Raw genomic sequence first — 14,691 nt, 5'->3', positions numbered from 1 at the left:
TGAAGATGATGTTCAAGACAAAGATAACTGAAATGCTCAACATAAAATATCCCATATTTCAAGGAGGAATGGCTTGGGTAGCTACTGCAGAACTGGCAGCGGCAGTTTCTAACGCAGGAGGGCTTGGAATTATAGGAGCAGGGAATGCCCCTGCGAGCTTTGTGAGAGAACAGATAAGAAAGGCAAGAGAGCTTACAGACAAGCCTTTTGGAGTCAATGTCATGCTTTTGTCTCCCTATGTGGATGAAGTAATGGAGGTGATATTGGAAGAAAGAGTGGACGTGATAACTACAGGGGCTGGCAATCCTGGAAAGTACATACCTCGGCTTAAGGAAAGAGGTATAAAGGTCATACCGGTTGTCGCATCTGTCGCTTTAGCTAAGAGGATGGAGGATATAGGAGTTGATGCAGTAATTGCAGAAGGAACAGAATCAGGTGGGCATGTGGGAGAGCTTACTACTTTTGCTCTTGTGCCTCAGGTGGTTGACGCTGTTAATATTCCTGTAATCGCAGCAGGCGGTATTGCAGATGGGAGGGGCTTTGCTGCTGCTTTCTGCCTTGGTGCTTCAGGTGTGCAGATGGGCACGAGATTTGTCTGCTCTACGGAATGTACTGCCCACCCTCGATACAAAGAGTACATATTGAAGGCGAAGGACAGGGATACAGTGGTGACAGGCAGGAGCACTGGTCATCCTGTGAGAGCTTTGAGAAACAGGCTGACGAGAGAGTTTGAAAAATTAGAGCAAATGGGAGCTCCTAAAGAACAGTTGGAAAAGCTGGGTGAAGGGAAATTGAGGGCTGCCGTTGTAGACGGAGACGTGGAGTATGGCTCTGTAATGGCAGGACAGATCGCAGGACTCATTAAAGACATAAAGCCAGTTAAAGAGATAATTGAAGACATCATAAAACAAGCTGCTGAAGTTATTGAAAACTTGAATAAAATGAGGTGAAAGGATGAAAATAGCTTTTATATACCCGGGCCAAGGTGCCCAGTACGCAGGGATGGGAAAGGAAATATACGAAAAATACGAAGAAGCGAAAGAAATTTTTGAAAGAGCAGATGAGGCTTTAGGTTTTAACATATCTAAACTGTGCTTTGAAGGGCCTGAAGAAGAGCTTATGAAGACGGAGAACACACAGCCGGCCATTTTGACAGTTTCAGTGGCCTTGACAAGGGTTTTGCAGAAAAGAGGTGTAAAACCTGATGTGACAGCAGGTTTAAGTTTAGGAGAGTATTCATCTCTTGTACTGGCAGAAGCTTTAGATTTTGAGGATGCAGTGAGACTTGTCAAAAAGAGAGGAAAGTACATGCAGGAAGTGGTCCCAGAAGGAGTCGGCACAATGGCAGCAATACTTGGACTTCCCAATGAGGAAGTTGAGGAAATATGCCGGATTGCATCAGAGGTCGGTGTGGTAGAACCTGCTAACTACAACTGTCCGGGTCAATTAGTGGTCTCTGGGGAAGTTAAGGCTGTAGAAAGAGCTGTGGAACTAGCGAAGGAGAGAGGAGCTAAGAAAGCAGTAGTGCTTGCAGTAAGTGCGCCTTTCCACTGCAGCATGTTGAAAGAAGCTGGAGAACTTCTAGCAAAGGAATTGGATAAAGTAGAGATAAAGGACTTGAAGGTTCCTGTGATATCAAATGTTACTGCCGATTACGTGCAAAAAGATAAGGTTAAAGAATTACTCATAAAACAGGTGAGTCATCCCGTCCTCTGGGAGCAGTCTGTGAGAAAAATGATAGAAGACGGTGTGGATACTTTCATAGAAATAGGACCTGGAAAGACTTTGAGCGGATTTGTCAAGAAAATTGATAGAAGCAGGACTGTTTTGAATTTTGAGGATGAGGAGTCTCTCATGAAGGCTCTCTCAGCTTTGGGGGTATAGTTTATGGTAGATGAAAAGAGGGTGGCATTTGTCACAGGAGGTTCTAGAGGTATAGGCAGAGCTATTGCTGTAAGACTTGCTAAAGATGGCTTTAATATTGCTATAACTTATGTAAAGGACGATAAGAGTGCAGAAGAAGTTGTTGAAGAGGTAAAAAAACACGGAGTTGATGCTCTAGCAATAAAATGCGATGTTTCCAAATACCATGAGGTTGAAAAAGCTGTAGAAAAGGTTATAGAGGAGTTTGGAAGCATAGATGTGGTAGTTAACAATGCAGGAATTACAAAGGACAATTTGATTTTAAAAATGGAAGAAGAAGAGTGGGACCAAGTAATAGATGTAAATCTCAAAGGAGCCTTTAATGTAATAAAATTTGCTTCAAAGTATATGATAAAAAAGAGAAAGGGGAAAATAATAAACATAAGTTCTGTGGTGGGGCTTATGGGAAATGTAGGACAGGCTAATTATGCTGCTTCTAAAGCAGGAATCATAGGACTTACAAAGTCAGTAGCTAAAGAGCTTGCTAGCAGAGGAATAACTGTAAATGCTGTAGCTCCTGGTTTTATTGAAACTGACATGACCAACGTATTGAAAGAAGACATAAAAGAAGCAATGCTAAAAAGCATTCCCTTAAAAAGGGCAGGAAAACCTGAAGAAGTTGCAGAAGTTGTGGCTTTTTTGGCAAGCTCAGCCTCAGATTACATTACTGGGCAAGTAATAAATGTTGACGGAGGAATGGTTATGTAATATTATCATAAGTGTACAATTTTTGAGAGGAGGTGAAAAGGGTATGATTTTTGAAAAAGTGAGAAACATCATTGCTGAACAGCTTGGCATTGATCCAGAGGAAATAACAATGGAGTCCTCATTCATAGATGATTTAGGAGCAGACTCCTTGGACATAGTAGAGCTTATAATGGCTTTGGAAGAAGAGTTTGACATTGAAATTCCTGACGAAGACGCCGAAAAAATAAAGACGGTAGGTGATGTCGTAGAGTACTTAAGCAATATTGTTGAGTAAATAAGGTCCCGCGCTGCGGGACTTTATGCAAATAAAGATTTGGAGGTTAAGTTTATGAACAGAGTAGTTGTAACAGGATTGGGAGTAATCAGCCCTTTAGGCAACACTGTTGAAAAGTTCTGGAATTCACTGATAAATGGAGAAAATGGAATAGGACTTGTCACCAAATTTGATACCTCTGAATTTCCCACAAAAGTGGCTGCTGAAGTGAAAGACTTTGACCCTACTTTATACATAGACAAAAAAGAAGCCAGAAGAATGGATAGGTTTATACAGTTTGCTGTGGCAAGCACAAAACTTGCACTGGAGGATGCGGGGATTGAACTTGACAAAGTAGACTTAAATAGATTTGGAGTGATTTACGGGACAGGCATAGGGGGAATTGAGACCTTTGAAAATCAGATGAAAGTGATGTACGAAAAAGGCCCCAGCAAAGTAAGTCCCTTTTTCATCCCTATGATGATAGCCAATATGGCAGCTGGGCAGATAGCCATAACCTTTGGCCTTAAGGGAATCAATGAGACTATAGTAAATGCATGTGCTTCCAGCACTAACGCCATAGGAGAAGCTTTTAAAGCCATTCAAAGAGGAGATGCAGATTTAATAGTGACTGGAGGTACAGAAGCTGCGATAACTCCCATGTCCTTTGCAGGTTTTTGCGCTATGAAAGCTATGTCCACAAATCCTGACCCTTCCACTGCTTCAAGGCCCTTTGATTTGAATAGAGATGGATTTGTTATGGGAGAAGGGTCTGCTACGTTGATTCTGGAGTCATTGGAACATGCTCAAAAAAGAGGGGCGAAGATATACGCAGAGATAATAGGGTATGGCGCTACAGATGATGCTTACCACATAACAGCTCCAGCTCCAGAAGGGGAAGGGGCAGCGAGAGCGATGGAAGCAGCCCTTAAAGACGGAAAAGTAAGTTATGATATGGTAGACTACATCAATGCCCATGGAACCTCTACAGAGTACAACGATAAGTTCGAAACTATGGCAATAAAGAAAGTTTTCAAAGACCACGCTTATAAGCTCTGCGTAAGCTCTAATAAGTCCATGTTGGGACATTTGTTAGGAGCAGCAGGGGCAGTAGAAGCTGTAGCTACGGTGCTGACCATAACTCACGGGATAGTGCCTCCAACCATTAATTACCAGACTCCCGATCCAGAGTGCGATTTAAACTACGTTCCAAACAAGGCAATAGAAAGGGAAGTGAATTACGCCATTTCTAACTCTTTTGGTTTTGGCGGACACAATGCTACTTTGCTCTTTAAAAAATTTTGAAAGAGGTATAAAGGTGAGTAAGAAGGTGTTGACTTATCTGGAACAGAAGATAAATTATGAGTTTAAAGATAAAACTCTGCTTTTAGAAGCCCTGACCCACAGTTCATGGGCTCACGAAGGCAAAAATGAAAAAGTGAGCAATGAGAGATTGGAATTTTTGGGCGACTCTGTTTTAAGCCTTGTGATAAGCGAATACCTGTATAAAAATAGAAAAGACTTAGAAGAGGGTTCTCTTTCCAAGTACAGGGCAGAGATAGTCTGCGAGCCATCTCTTGCTAGATGTGCTCGAAAGATTGAGTTGGGCAGCTTTTTGAGAATGGGAAAAGGCGAAGAAATATCAGGAGGCAGGGACAGGGATTCAATACTTGCGGATGCGATGGAGGCATTATTAGCTGCCGTATATTTGGATGGTGGTTTGGAAGCTGTCAGAAGGGTGATTTTAGACCTCTTTAAGGAAATCATAGATGAAGTTTTAAAAGGGATAATTTACAGAGACTATAAGACGAGGTTGCAGGAAGTGGTACAGAGCATGGAAGTTGGGAAGATAACCTATGAGCTTGTAGAAGAAATAGGACCTGACCACAACAAGACTTTCGTAACTCAAGTAAAAATTGGAGATGTAGTTTTAGGCATAGGACAAGGAAAGAGCAAAAAAGAATCTGAACAGGCAGCTGCTATGGAAGCATTGAGCAAGCTGGGGATATTGAAATGAAGAGGAAAATGTATATAATTCCAATTTTCATCCCCCACTGGGGATGTTCTTTCAAATGTGTTTTTTGCAATCAGAACTTAATAACCGGTCAGAAAAAAGATGTAACTGTGGAGGAAGTGATTGAGACAATAGAAAGCCATTTAAAAACCATTCCTGAAGGTTCTGAAGTGGAAGTATCCTTCTTTGGCGGGAGTTTCACTGGTATACCGATTGAAAAGCAAAACTTGTACTTAAGTATTGCAAGGGAATACCTTAAGAGAGGGCAAATACAAGGTATACGCTTATCCACTCGTCCTGACTATATAACTGAGGAGATTTTGGAAAATTTAAAAAAACACGATGTTTCAGTTATCGAACTTGGAGTTCAGTCCATGGAAGATGATGTGCTTGAAAAGAGCAGGAGAGGTCATACCAGTGAAGATGTGGTGAATGCAGTAAACCTTATAAGAAGATATGATTTTAAACTTGGACTGCAGCTTATGATAGGTCTTCCAGGGGATACTGAAGAGAAGTCTTTGAATACCGCCCATAAGATTGTCAGTTTAAAACCAGATTTTGTTAGGATATATCCCACTCTTGTCATTAGAAATACCTACCTTGAGAAAATGTATAAAGAGGGGAAGTATACTCCCCTCTCACTGGAACAGGCTATCAATATTTCGAAGAAAATGTATATAATTTTTGTCAAAGCAGGTATAGATGTGATTAGGATAGGGCTTCAGACCACAGACAACATAAACTTCAACAAAGATGTAGTGGCAGGACCTTTTCATCCTGCTATGGGCCAGCTGGTGGAATCTAGTATAATGCTTGATGTGCTAAAAGAAGTAATAGAGAAAGAAGGTATAAAAGGCAAGAAAATATCAATTTTTTGCAATGAGAGAAAGCTTTCTACGGTCATTGGACAGAAGAAATACAACAAAAGATTTTTGGAAGACAAGTACGGATTACAGGTACAAGTCAAACTTTTAGAGAAGATAGAAGAAGATAAAATTGTCTTATCTTATGACAAAAAGCTCTATCCGATTTCAATTACTGACTTCATAAAGGACAATTTTTAAAAAAATTTTTGTGAAAAAGAAGGAAATGTTGATTTTTTAGCGAATATATAATAATATATCACATGTATTCATTTTCACAATAATAAATGAAGGAGGTCATCTAACAGTGGAGGTTCTCAAAGTATCAGCTAAATCTAAACCCAAATCTGTAGCAGGTGCGTTGGCTGCTGTCCTAAGAGAAAAATCTTCTGCAGAGATTCAGGCAGTAGGGGCGGGAGCAGTCAATCAGGCGGTGAAAGCAATCGCCATTGCGAGAGGATTTGTGGCACCGAATGGGATTGACTTAATTGCAATTCCCGCTTTCTCAGAGATCGAGATAGACGGAGAAACGAGGACAGCCATAAAGTTCATTGTAGAGCCAAGATAATTTGAACCTGCTTTTTAGCAGGTTTTATTTTTATGCATGGGGTGGTTTGATATGGAAAATTTTGAGAGAATTATAAAATTGGAGAACGAAATAGAGGCTCAGCTTGTGGGCAGCATATTGGAAGAAAGGGGTATTCCCCACTTCATAAGGACCTTTCACGACACTGCGTATGACGGTCTCATTCAGGTGGTTGAAGGGTGGGGAGAAGTTCTTGCACCTTCTGAGTATAAAGATACCATCATCTCCATCGTAGAAGATGTCAGGCAAAATAGGGATGAAAATTAAGAGAGCTTGTGGTAAAATGGAAGGTGCATGAGGAGTGATCGTATGTACCTTAAGAAGCTGGAACTATATGGATTTAAATCTTTCGCAGACAAAGTCAGTTTAAATTTTGAAAAAGGTATTACCGCAATAGTGGGTCCTAACGGAAGTGGCAAAAGCAACATCTCTGACGCTATAAGATTGGTGTTAGGAGAACAGAGCATAAAGAGTTTGAGAGGTTCAAAACTCGAGGATGTAATTTTTGCTGGCAGTGAAACTAGAAAGCCTCTAGGATTTTGTGAGATAAACCTTACGCTTGACAATTCTGACGGTTTACTCCCCTTTGATTACAATGAAGTCGTCATAACTAGAAAAATTTTCCGGTCAGGGGAAAGCGAATTCTTTATAAACAAAACTCCCTGCAGGCTAAAGGACGTCCATGAACTTTTTTTGGACACGGGAATAGGTAAAGAGGGATATTCTGTCATTGGTCAAGGGAAGATAGATGAAATCTTGTCCGCAAAGCCGGAAGAAAGAAGGTTAATTCTAGAAGAGGCGATTGGGATATCGAAATATCGCTATAAAAAAGAAGAGGCCGAGAGAAAACTAGTTTCAGCGGAAGAAAATCTCATCAGGTTAAATGACATAGTTGTGGAATTAGAAAAACAGCTTGAGACTTTGAAAGCACAGAAGGAAAAGGCAGAGAAATACCTTTTCTTAAAGGAACAGAAAAAAGAGGCTGACATAAGTCTTTACGCGCAGCTAGCAAAAAGAGCTATAAAAAGATATGATGAATTTAGAATGCAGTATGATGTTCTGGTGAAAAAATTAGAAGAAAAGACAAGAGAGAAACAGGAAGAAGAGAAAAAATTTCTATTTCTTGAAGGAGAAGTGGGAAAATTAAAGAGAAGAATAGAAGAAGAAAAGGATAGGTATCACAACCTTCTAAGGGAAATAGAAATTGTCTCAGGGCAGAAGGAACTTCTAGTAGAGAGAGTTAAAAATTTAGAAGAAAATATCAAATACTATAGCGAAGAGTTAGAAAAACTGGAAAAAAAGAAACTCCTTCTAAAAGAAGAGCTGAAAAAGTCGGGGGACAGGATCTTCAGACTGCAGGAAGAAAAAAATGGACTTCAGAGTAAATTGAAAGAGATGGAAGAAAAGCAAAAAAACTTGCACAGGCTTTACAGAGAAAGGGAAGAGGAGATTGAAAAGGCTAAAGCAGACATAATTGAGATACTAAACCAGATGGCAGAAGCAACTAGCAAGATTTCTTTGAGTAAATCTCTAAAAGAGGAGTCAGAAAGCAAAAGAGAAAACCTTATTTCAACTAAAAAAGCTCTCGAACAAAAGTTAAAAGCACTGCTTTTGGACAAGAAAGAAAGCGAAGGTAAGTTAACTGAGCTACAAAAAGGCCTTTTTAAACTAGAAAAGGCAAAAGAGGATTTGGAGGAAAAACTTAAAAGGCTAGAAGAAGCTTTTAAGTTAAAAGAGAGGCTTCTGAAAGAGCTCGGGGAGGAACTTGAGAAGAAGAAGTCCCGTCTTTTTATTCTGGAAGATATGGAAAGAAATTATGAAGGGTATAGCGATACCGTGAAAAAACTGTTTAAGGTGGCGGATAAAAGAGGAATAGTAGGAGTTGTCGGAGAGCTTATTGAAGTGGAGGAAAGCTACAGGCAAGCTATAGAGGTGGCTTTGGGCTCTAACATCCAAAACGTAGTTGTAGAAAATTCTCAAAAAGCTGCTGAATTGATAGAAATTTTAAAGAAGCATAATTTAGGAAGACTAACTTTTTTGCCTCTTGACTTGGTGAAAGGGAAAAAGCTTGAAGGAGAAGCTGCTTTGACTGAAGAAGGGGTCATGGGGATAGCATCTTCCCTTGTAAAGTATGCCCCTTCCCTTGAGAGAGTTTTTAATTTTTTGCTTGGAAGAACCCTGGTAGTAGATACAATTGAGACTGCGATACATCTCGCTAGGAAGTACGATCAGGCCTTTAGAATTGTCACATTAGACGGAGAGCTCATCAACATAGGTGGGGCTATCACAGGAGGAAGTTTAAAGTCAACTAATACAAGCATTCTTTCAAGGAGAAACGAAATAAAGAGGCTGAGAAAAGATATAGAAGAACTATTGGATAGTGAAAGAGATATAAAAGCAGAAGTAGAAGTGGTTGCAAGTGAGAAGGAATCTGTAAAATCAGAGTTGAAAAAGTTAGAAGAGCAGATTTATATCAATGAAAGGGAATTGGAAGCTACAAAGCAGGGCAAGGATTTTGTTGAAAAAGAAATACAAAATTTAGAAGAAAAGATGCAGGACATTTCTGTTGAAATAAAAGAGCTCGATGAAATCATCTCTATCTACAGAAAAGAAATTGAAGAGGAGTCTCTCAAGTTAAAAGCTTTGGAAGTAGAAAAAGACAAACTTGAGGAATTAGTCAAAGGTTTCAGCGGGCAAAATAGCAAAAATAGAGATGAATTATCTATTTTTGAAAAACAGCTCACAGAGTTAAAAATAGAGATTGCTAAAGTAGGGGAAAAGCTTCAGAATGAGGTAAATAACTTAAAAGAAAAAGAAAGAGAATTCAAAGAAGTGCTGAAAGCCATAAAAGAAAAGGAAGTTCAAATTGAAAGCATGAAAAGGTCAATTGAGAAGCTGCAAATTGAAATGGAAGAATCAGAAAAGGCACTTAAAAGTTTGACTGTGGAGGTTGAAAAGTCTAGAGAATACCTCTCTTCTCTAGAAGAGAAACTCTTTGAAGAAGAAAAAGGTGCGCAGAAAGACAGAGAAAAGTTTTTGGCACTTCAGGAGGAATACACCAGCTTGAAAGAAAAAGTTCATCATGTGGAGATGAACATGCAGAAATTTCAGATGGAGATTGACAATATAAAGCAAAGGCTGTGGGAAGAGTACAACCTTGCATTGGAAGAAATTATAAAAGAAGAGAAAGAAGAAGAAATTACAAACCTAAGGATCGAAGTGGAAAGATTAAATGAAGAGATAAAGAACTTGGGAAATGTTAATCTAGACTCCATAGAGGAGTTTAGGCAGGTGAAGGAAAGGTACGACTTTTTAAAAAATCAGATGGAGGATATCATAAGAGCAAGAGAATCTCTGCTTTCAGTAATTGAGGAAGCCAGTAAAATAATAAAGATAAGATTTCAGGATGGTTTTGAGGTGTTGAGGGCGCAGTTTAAGGAGACTTTTAAAAAATTGTTTGGTGGGGGCAATGCCGAGCTTGTATTGACAGACGAAAAGAATCTGCTTACAACAGGGATAGAAATAAAGGCACAGCCTCCTGGGAAGAAATTGCAAAACCTTTCTCTCCTCTCTGGCGGAGAAAAGGCTCTTGTCGCTATTTCTCTTTTGTTTGCCATGCTTACAATGAAACCTACGCCTTTTTGCGTTTTGGATGAGATAGATGCTGCTTTGGACGACGCTAATGTGGACAGATTTGCCAAGGCTTTGAAAGAACTTTCTAAGGATACGCAGTTTATAGTAGTTACTCACAGAAGGGGAACTATGATGGCAGCAGATGCTATATACGGCGTCACCATGCAGGAAAAGGGAGTTTCAAAGCTTTTATCTATCAAGCTAAATACTGAAGATAGGTCAGGAGGGTTGCTCACACATGCTTAATTTTCTGCAAAAATTTAAAGAAAATTTAACTGCGAAGTTAAATGAGGTATTAAGCTTTGGCAAAAAAGTAGATGAGGAATTGTTTGAAGAACTGGAAGAAGCACTTATACTAGCTGATGTAGGGGTTGATACAACTTACAAGATTATTCAATCGCTTAAGCAGAAGACAAAGGAGGAAAAGATCTTTGAAGCAAGCAAAGTAAGGAAACTTTTGGCACAAGAGATATATGAGATTTTACAGAAAGATGTAGAGCCTTTTGTTTTGACTTCGCCAATGGTGATTTTGATAGTAGGGGTAAATGGGGTAGGAAAAACTACTACTATTGGAAAATTAGCTCATTTGTATAAAAAGCAGGGTAAGAGCGTAATGATGGTGGCAGCTGATACCTTCAGAGCCGCTGCCATTGACCAGCTAGAGGTGTGGGCGAAAAGAGTAAATTGCCCTATAATAAAGCATCAGGAAGGTTCTGATCCGGCATCAGTGGTGTTTGACGGTCTTCAGTCAGCAAAAGCTAGAGGTATAGACGTAGTTATTTGCGACACTGCTGGAAGGCTTCACAACAAGAAAAATTTAATGGAAGAACTTAGAAAAATACGAAAAGTTATAGACAGGGAGTACAGCGAGGCTAGAGTGGAAACTTTTCTAGTTTTAGATGCTACTACTGGTCAGAATGCTCTACAGCAGGCTAAGATATTTAAGGAAGTCGCTGACATAACAGGAATAATACTTACTAAACTAGATGGAACTGCCAAAGGTGGTATTGTCATAGCTATAAAAGAAGAACTTAACTTGCCTATAAGATATATAGGAATTGGGGAAGGAATGGAGGATTTGCAAGCTTTTGACGCAAAATCCTTTGTTTCTGCTATTTTTCAGTGAATAAAACTGCAAAAAAATGAAAAAACAGAGTTGACAAAAATGAGGGCTTCATATAAAATCTTAATGTAAAGGTCAAAACCTTAACGGGTGGGATTCCTTGTGGAAGATGATTTTTTGTTTATGACCCTTTTATATGACTTTTACGGGGCCTTGCTCACTGATAAGCAGAGAGAAATTTTCGAAATGTATTATCTGAATGACTACTCTCTCGGAGAGATATCTGAAATTCTCGATATATCCCGTCAGGGAGTGTATGACGCCTTAAAAAGGGCAGAGGATTCCCTGGAATTTTATGAAGAAAAGTTGGGATTAGTAAAAAAGCACCAGGAAATGATGAAAAAAATTGAAAAGATTAAAGAGTGCATAAAATTAATAAAGGAAAGGGAAAAGGACGAAGAGATTCTAAAAATTATTGAGGATATGGCTCGAGAGTTGGAAGAGTTAAATCCTTAGGAGGTATTTTTTGATGGCTTTTGAAAGCCTTTCTGAAAGGCTGCAGGGAGTTTTTAAAAAGCTAAGGGGTAAGGGGAAACTGACGGAAAAAGACATAAAAGAGGCGATGAGGGAAGTAAAAGTTGCCCTTTTGGAAGCTGATGTAAATTTCAAGGTAGTCAAGGACTTCATAAATTCTGTCACTGAAAAGGCTCTGGGGCAGGAAGTAATGGAGAGCCTTACTCCTGCCCAGCAGGTGATAAAGATTGTGCATGAAGAGCTCATAAAGCTTATGGGCTCTGTAGAGAGCCGATTGAATCTGGGCAGTAAAGTGCCTGCTGTTATAATGATGGTGGGTTTACAAGGCTCCGGAAAAACTACTGCCTGCGGCAAACTGGCTAACCTTTTAAAAAAACAGGGCAAGAATCCGTTGCTGGTGGCCTGCGATACCGTAAGGCCAGCGGCTATCAAACAGCTGCAGGTTTTGGGAGCAAACATAAATGTACCCGTTTTTACCATGGGAGATAAGGTGGACACTGCTGACATAGCAAAAGCCTCCATCGACTATGCCAAGTCCCATAATGTGGATGTGGTTATAATTGATACAGCAGGAAGACTTCACATTGATGATGAATTGATGGAGGAGCTTGTGAGGATTAAGGAAGCAGTCCATCCCGATGAGATACTGCTTGTGGCTGATGCCATGACAGGACAAGATGCAGTAAATGTGGCTTCTTCCTTTAATGAAAGGCTTGATATAACTGGTGTTATACTGACAAAGCTTGATGGGGATACAAGAGGTGGAGCTGCTCTTTCCATTAAAGCTGTGACTCAAAAACCTATAAAATACGTGGGGATTGGAGAAAAGCTTGGAGATATAGAGCCTTTTTACCCTGATAGAATGGCTTCCCGCATTTTAGGGATGGGTGATGTCTTAACCCTTATAGAAAAAGCTCAAGCTGCAATAGATGAGAAAAAGGCCCTTGAGATGGGGCAAAAAATACTGTCAAAGCAGTTTACTCTTGAGGACTTTTTAGAGCAGTTGAGAAGTCTTAAAAATATGGGGCCACTTGATCAGCTGCTTGCCATGATTCCCGGTGTAAACAAGAGTGTTTTGAAAAATGTAGAAGTTTCTGAGAAGGATTTAAAGCGAATTGAAGCTATAATACTTTCTATGACAAAAGAAGAGAGACAAAACCCTTCCATTATAAATGGAAGTAGAAAGAGAAGAATAGCAAGGGGCAGCGGCACTACAATCCAGGAGGTGAACAACCTCTTGAAGCAGTTTGAAGAAACCAAAAAGATGATGAAGAGATTTGCTGATATAGATAAAGACCTCAAAAGAGGCAAACTGAGGTTGCCTTTCTTGCAGTAGGGGAAGGCGGGCGACTTTTAAAGGAGGTGAGAAAGTGGCAGTTAGAATAAGACTTAAAAGGTTCGGAGCTAAAAAGAGACCTTTTTACAGAATAGTAGTTGCAGACTCAAGGTCTCCGAGAGATGGAAGATTTATCGACGAGATAGGCTACTACAACCCTATAGCCGAACCTGCAGAGATAAAAATAGACGTAGAGAAGGCAAAGAAATGGTTAAGTGTTGGTGCCCAGCCTTCGGATACAGTTAAGTCTCTATTTAGAAAAGAAGGTATAATCAATAATTAATCCTCGTCAATGAGGAGGTGTAAAAATGGGAGAACTGGTTAAAACTATAGCTAAAGCATTAGTCGACAACCCGGATGCAGTAGAAGTCAACGAAATTCATGGGCATCAGTCTATAATAATAGAACTTAAAGTTGCTCCAGAAGACATGGGCAAAGTCATTGGAAAACAGGGAAGAATTGCACAGGCTATAAGGACTTTGGTTAAAGCTGCTGCCCTAAAGGAGAAAAAGCGTGTGATTGTTGAGATAATCTAGGTGATAGTATGGCTGACTACTACAATGTGGGGAAAGTTACTTCTCCCCACGGAATAAGAGGGGAAATAAAAGTATATCCCCTTACCAATGTGCCTGAGAGATTTTACGACATCCCCTATGTATGGGTCTTTGATGAAAAAGACATACCTTGCAAATATGAGATTGAAAATGTAAAAATTACATCAAAAGGAATGGTGCTTTTAAAACTCAAAGGAATTGATAGCAGAAATGACGCAGAAAAACTAAAAGGCTTATTTCTTAAGGTTGATGCAGAAAATGCACTTAAGCTCGAGGAAGACGAATATTTTATAACTGACCTGATAGGGATGAAGGTTTACACAGAGGAAGGAGAATTAATAGGCACATTGGAGGAGGTTTTGCAGACAGGGGCAAATGATGTGTACGTCGTAAAAGCAAAAGAAAGAGAAGTGCTGTTGCCTGCAATAAAAGAAGTGATAAAGAAAGTTGATGTAGAAGGCAAAGTGATGATTGTGCGCCTCTTGGAGGGGCTATAAATGATTTTTGATGTTTTAACGCTGTTTCCTGAGATGTTTGAATGCGTTCTTTCTCACAGCATTTTGAAAAGGGCTGTTGAAAAAGGTAAGCTAAAAGTGAATTTAATCAACATAAGGGATTTTTCAAAAGATAAACATAAAAGAGTAGATGACTATCCTTATGGCGGGGGACCGGGGATGGTCATGATGCCCCAGCCCCTTTTTGATGCCATCGAATTTGTGAAAAGTCAGGGGAACATTCCTGTCTACTACTTAAGTCCAAAGGGCAAAATTTTTACTCAGGAAATGGCAAGAGAACTTTCAAAGATGGAAAGAATTGCTCTTTTATGCGGCCATTACGAGGGAATTGATGAAAGAGTATATGCAGTGATAGACGGTGAAATCTCAATAGGAGATTTTATACTGACAGGTGGAGAATTGGCCGCAATGGTGGTCATAGATGCAGTGACAAGGCTAATTGATGGGGTTTTGTCTCATCCTCAGAGCGCTTTAGAGGAATCCTTTTCTGACTATCTTCTCGAATACCCTCAGTACACGAGACCAGAAGTATTCAGAGGAATGAGAGTGCCTGAGGTGCTTTTAAGTGGCAATCACGCTGAAATTGCCAGATGGAGAAGGCAGAAGTCTTTGGAGATAACCCTTTTAAAAAGACCTGATTTATTGAAAAAAGCCAATTTGACTGAGGAAGATAAAAAATTTCTTAGAGAAAAAGGATATGAGATATAGA

General features: G+C 39.7%; 17 protein-coding genes. All 17 read left to right on the top strand.

Annotated features, from left to right (window positions below):
- The first annotated feature begins 8 nt into the window (after window positions 1–8).
- The 17 genes from fabK to trmD all read left to right on the top strand — a co-directional run bounded on the left by fabK (window position 9) and on the right by trmD (window position 14,690).
- Entirely contained in the window at window positions 9–950 is a 942-nt protein-coding gene (fabK, locus tag EV203_RS03400) for an enoyl-[acyl-carrier-protein] reductase FabK (RefSeq protein ID WP_011025741.1), read from the top strand.
- A 4-nt stretch (window positions 951–954) separates the two neighbouring features.
- A complete protein-coding gene (gene fabD / locus EV203_RS03395; protein ID WP_011025740.1) occupies window positions 955–1,884 on the top strand; it encodes an ACP S-malonyltransferase in 930 nt (309 codons plus the stop codon).
- 3 nt (window positions 1,885–1,887) lie between these two features.
- On the top strand, window positions 1,888–2,631 hold the full coding sequence (gene fabG / locus EV203_RS03390; RefSeq protein ID WP_011025739.1) for a 3-oxoacyl-[acyl-carrier-protein] reductase: 744 nt from the start codon (window positions 1,888–1,890) through the stop codon (window positions 2,629–2,631).
- A gap of 43 nt (window positions 2,632–2,674) precedes the next feature.
- The gene (gene acpP / locus EV203_RS03385) at window positions 2,675–2,905 is read left to right on the top strand and encodes an acyl carrier protein (RefSeq protein ID WP_022587649.1); all 231 of its coding nucleotides are present in this window, start codon (window positions 2,675–2,677) and stop codon (window positions 2,903–2,905) included.
- Window positions 2,906–2,959: 54 nt separating this feature from the next.
- Window positions 2,960–4,189: a beta-ketoacyl-ACP synthase II gene (fabF, locus tag EV203_RS03380; protein ID WP_011025737.1), complete on the top strand. Its 1,230-nt coding sequence runs from the start codon at window positions 2,960–2,962 to the stop codon at window positions 4,187–4,189.
- Window positions 4,161–4,901, top strand: coding sequence for a ribonuclease III (gene rnc / locus EV203_RS03375; RefSeq protein ID WP_022587650.1), 741 nt, complete (start codon window positions 4,161–4,163; stop codon window positions 4,899–4,901). Before fabF ends, rnc begins: the two co-directional genes overlap by 29 nt.
- Window positions 4,898–5,962 (top strand): elongator complex protein 3, encoded by a 1,065-nt coding sequence (locus tag EV203_RS03370; RefSeq protein ID WP_011025735.1) that lies wholly within the window; start codon window positions 4,898–4,900, stop codon window positions 5,960–5,962. Before rnc ends, EV203_RS03370 begins: the two co-directional genes overlap by 4 nt.
- A 106-nt stretch (window positions 5,963–6,068) precedes the next feature.
- Window positions 6,069–6,329, top strand: coding sequence for a stage V sporulation protein S (locus EV203_RS03365; RefSeq protein ID WP_011025734.1), 261 nt, complete (start codon window positions 6,069–6,071; stop codon window positions 6,327–6,329).
- Between the two features lie 51 nt (window positions 6,330–6,380).
- Complete coding sequence (locus EV203_RS03360; protein ID WP_011025733.1) at window positions 6,381–6,614, top strand: hypothetical protein; 234 nt, start codon at window positions 6,381–6,383, stop codon at window positions 6,612–6,614.
- A 42-nt stretch (window positions 6,615–6,656) separates the two neighbouring features.
- Entirely contained in the window at window positions 6,657–10,226 is a 3,570-nt protein-coding gene (smc, locus tag EV203_RS03355) for a chromosome segregation protein SMC (RefSeq protein ID WP_132039158.1), read from the top strand.
- Window positions 10,219–11,106 (top strand): signal recognition particle-docking protein FtsY, encoded by an 888-nt coding sequence (ftsY, locus tag EV203_RS03350; protein ID WP_132039157.1) that lies wholly within the window; start codon window positions 10,219–10,221, stop codon window positions 11,104–11,106. Before smc ends, ftsY begins: the two co-directional genes overlap by 8 nt.
- Window positions 11,107–11,205: 99 nt before the next feature.
- Complete coding sequence (locus EV203_RS03345) at window positions 11,206–11,559, top strand: putative DNA-binding protein (RefSeq protein ID WP_011025730.1); 354 nt, start codon at window positions 11,206–11,208, stop codon at window positions 11,557–11,559.
- A 13-nt stretch (window positions 11,560–11,572) separates the two neighbouring features.
- A complete protein-coding gene (ffh, locus tag EV203_RS03340; protein WP_031314007.1) occupies window positions 11,573–12,913 on the top strand; it encodes a signal recognition particle protein in 1,341 nt (446 codons plus the stop codon).
- Window positions 12,914–12,947: 34 nt separating this feature from the next.
- Complete coding sequence (gene rpsP / locus EV203_RS03335; protein ID WP_011025728.1) at window positions 12,948–13,196, top strand: 30S ribosomal protein S16; 249 nt, start codon at window positions 12,948–12,950, stop codon at window positions 13,194–13,196.
- 25 nt (window positions 13,197–13,221) lie between these two features.
- Window positions 13,222–13,449 carry a KH domain-containing protein gene (locus EV203_RS03330; RefSeq protein ID WP_011025727.1) on the top strand — a complete coding sequence of 76 codons (228 nt, stop codon included), beginning with the start codon at window positions 13,222–13,224 and terminating at the stop codon, window positions 13,447–13,449.
- An 8-nt stretch (window positions 13,450–13,457) separates the two neighbouring features.
- Window positions 13,458–13,964: a ribosome maturation factor RimM gene (gene rimM / locus EV203_RS03325; RefSeq protein ID WP_022587651.1), complete on the top strand. Its 507-nt coding sequence runs from the start codon at window positions 13,458–13,460 to the stop codon at window positions 13,962–13,964.
- Window positions 13,965–14,690, top strand: coding sequence for a tRNA (guanosine(37)-N1)-methyltransferase TrmD (gene trmD, locus EV203_RS03320; RefSeq protein ID WP_009611055.1), 726 nt, complete (start codon window positions 13,965–13,967; stop codon window positions 14,688–14,690).
- The last annotated feature ends 1 nt before the right edge of the window (window position 14,691 follow it).

It is taken from the genome of Caldanaerobacter subterraneus (genome assembly GCF_004345675.1).
GTDB classification, from domain to species: Bacteria; Bacillota; Thermoanaerobacteria; order Thermoanaerobacterales; family Thermoanaerobacteraceae; genus Thermoanaerobacter; species Thermoanaerobacter subterraneus.
The sequence above is the reverse complement of the archived record's forward strand: the minus strand, read 5'-3'. Positions and strand labels throughout refer to the sequence as shown.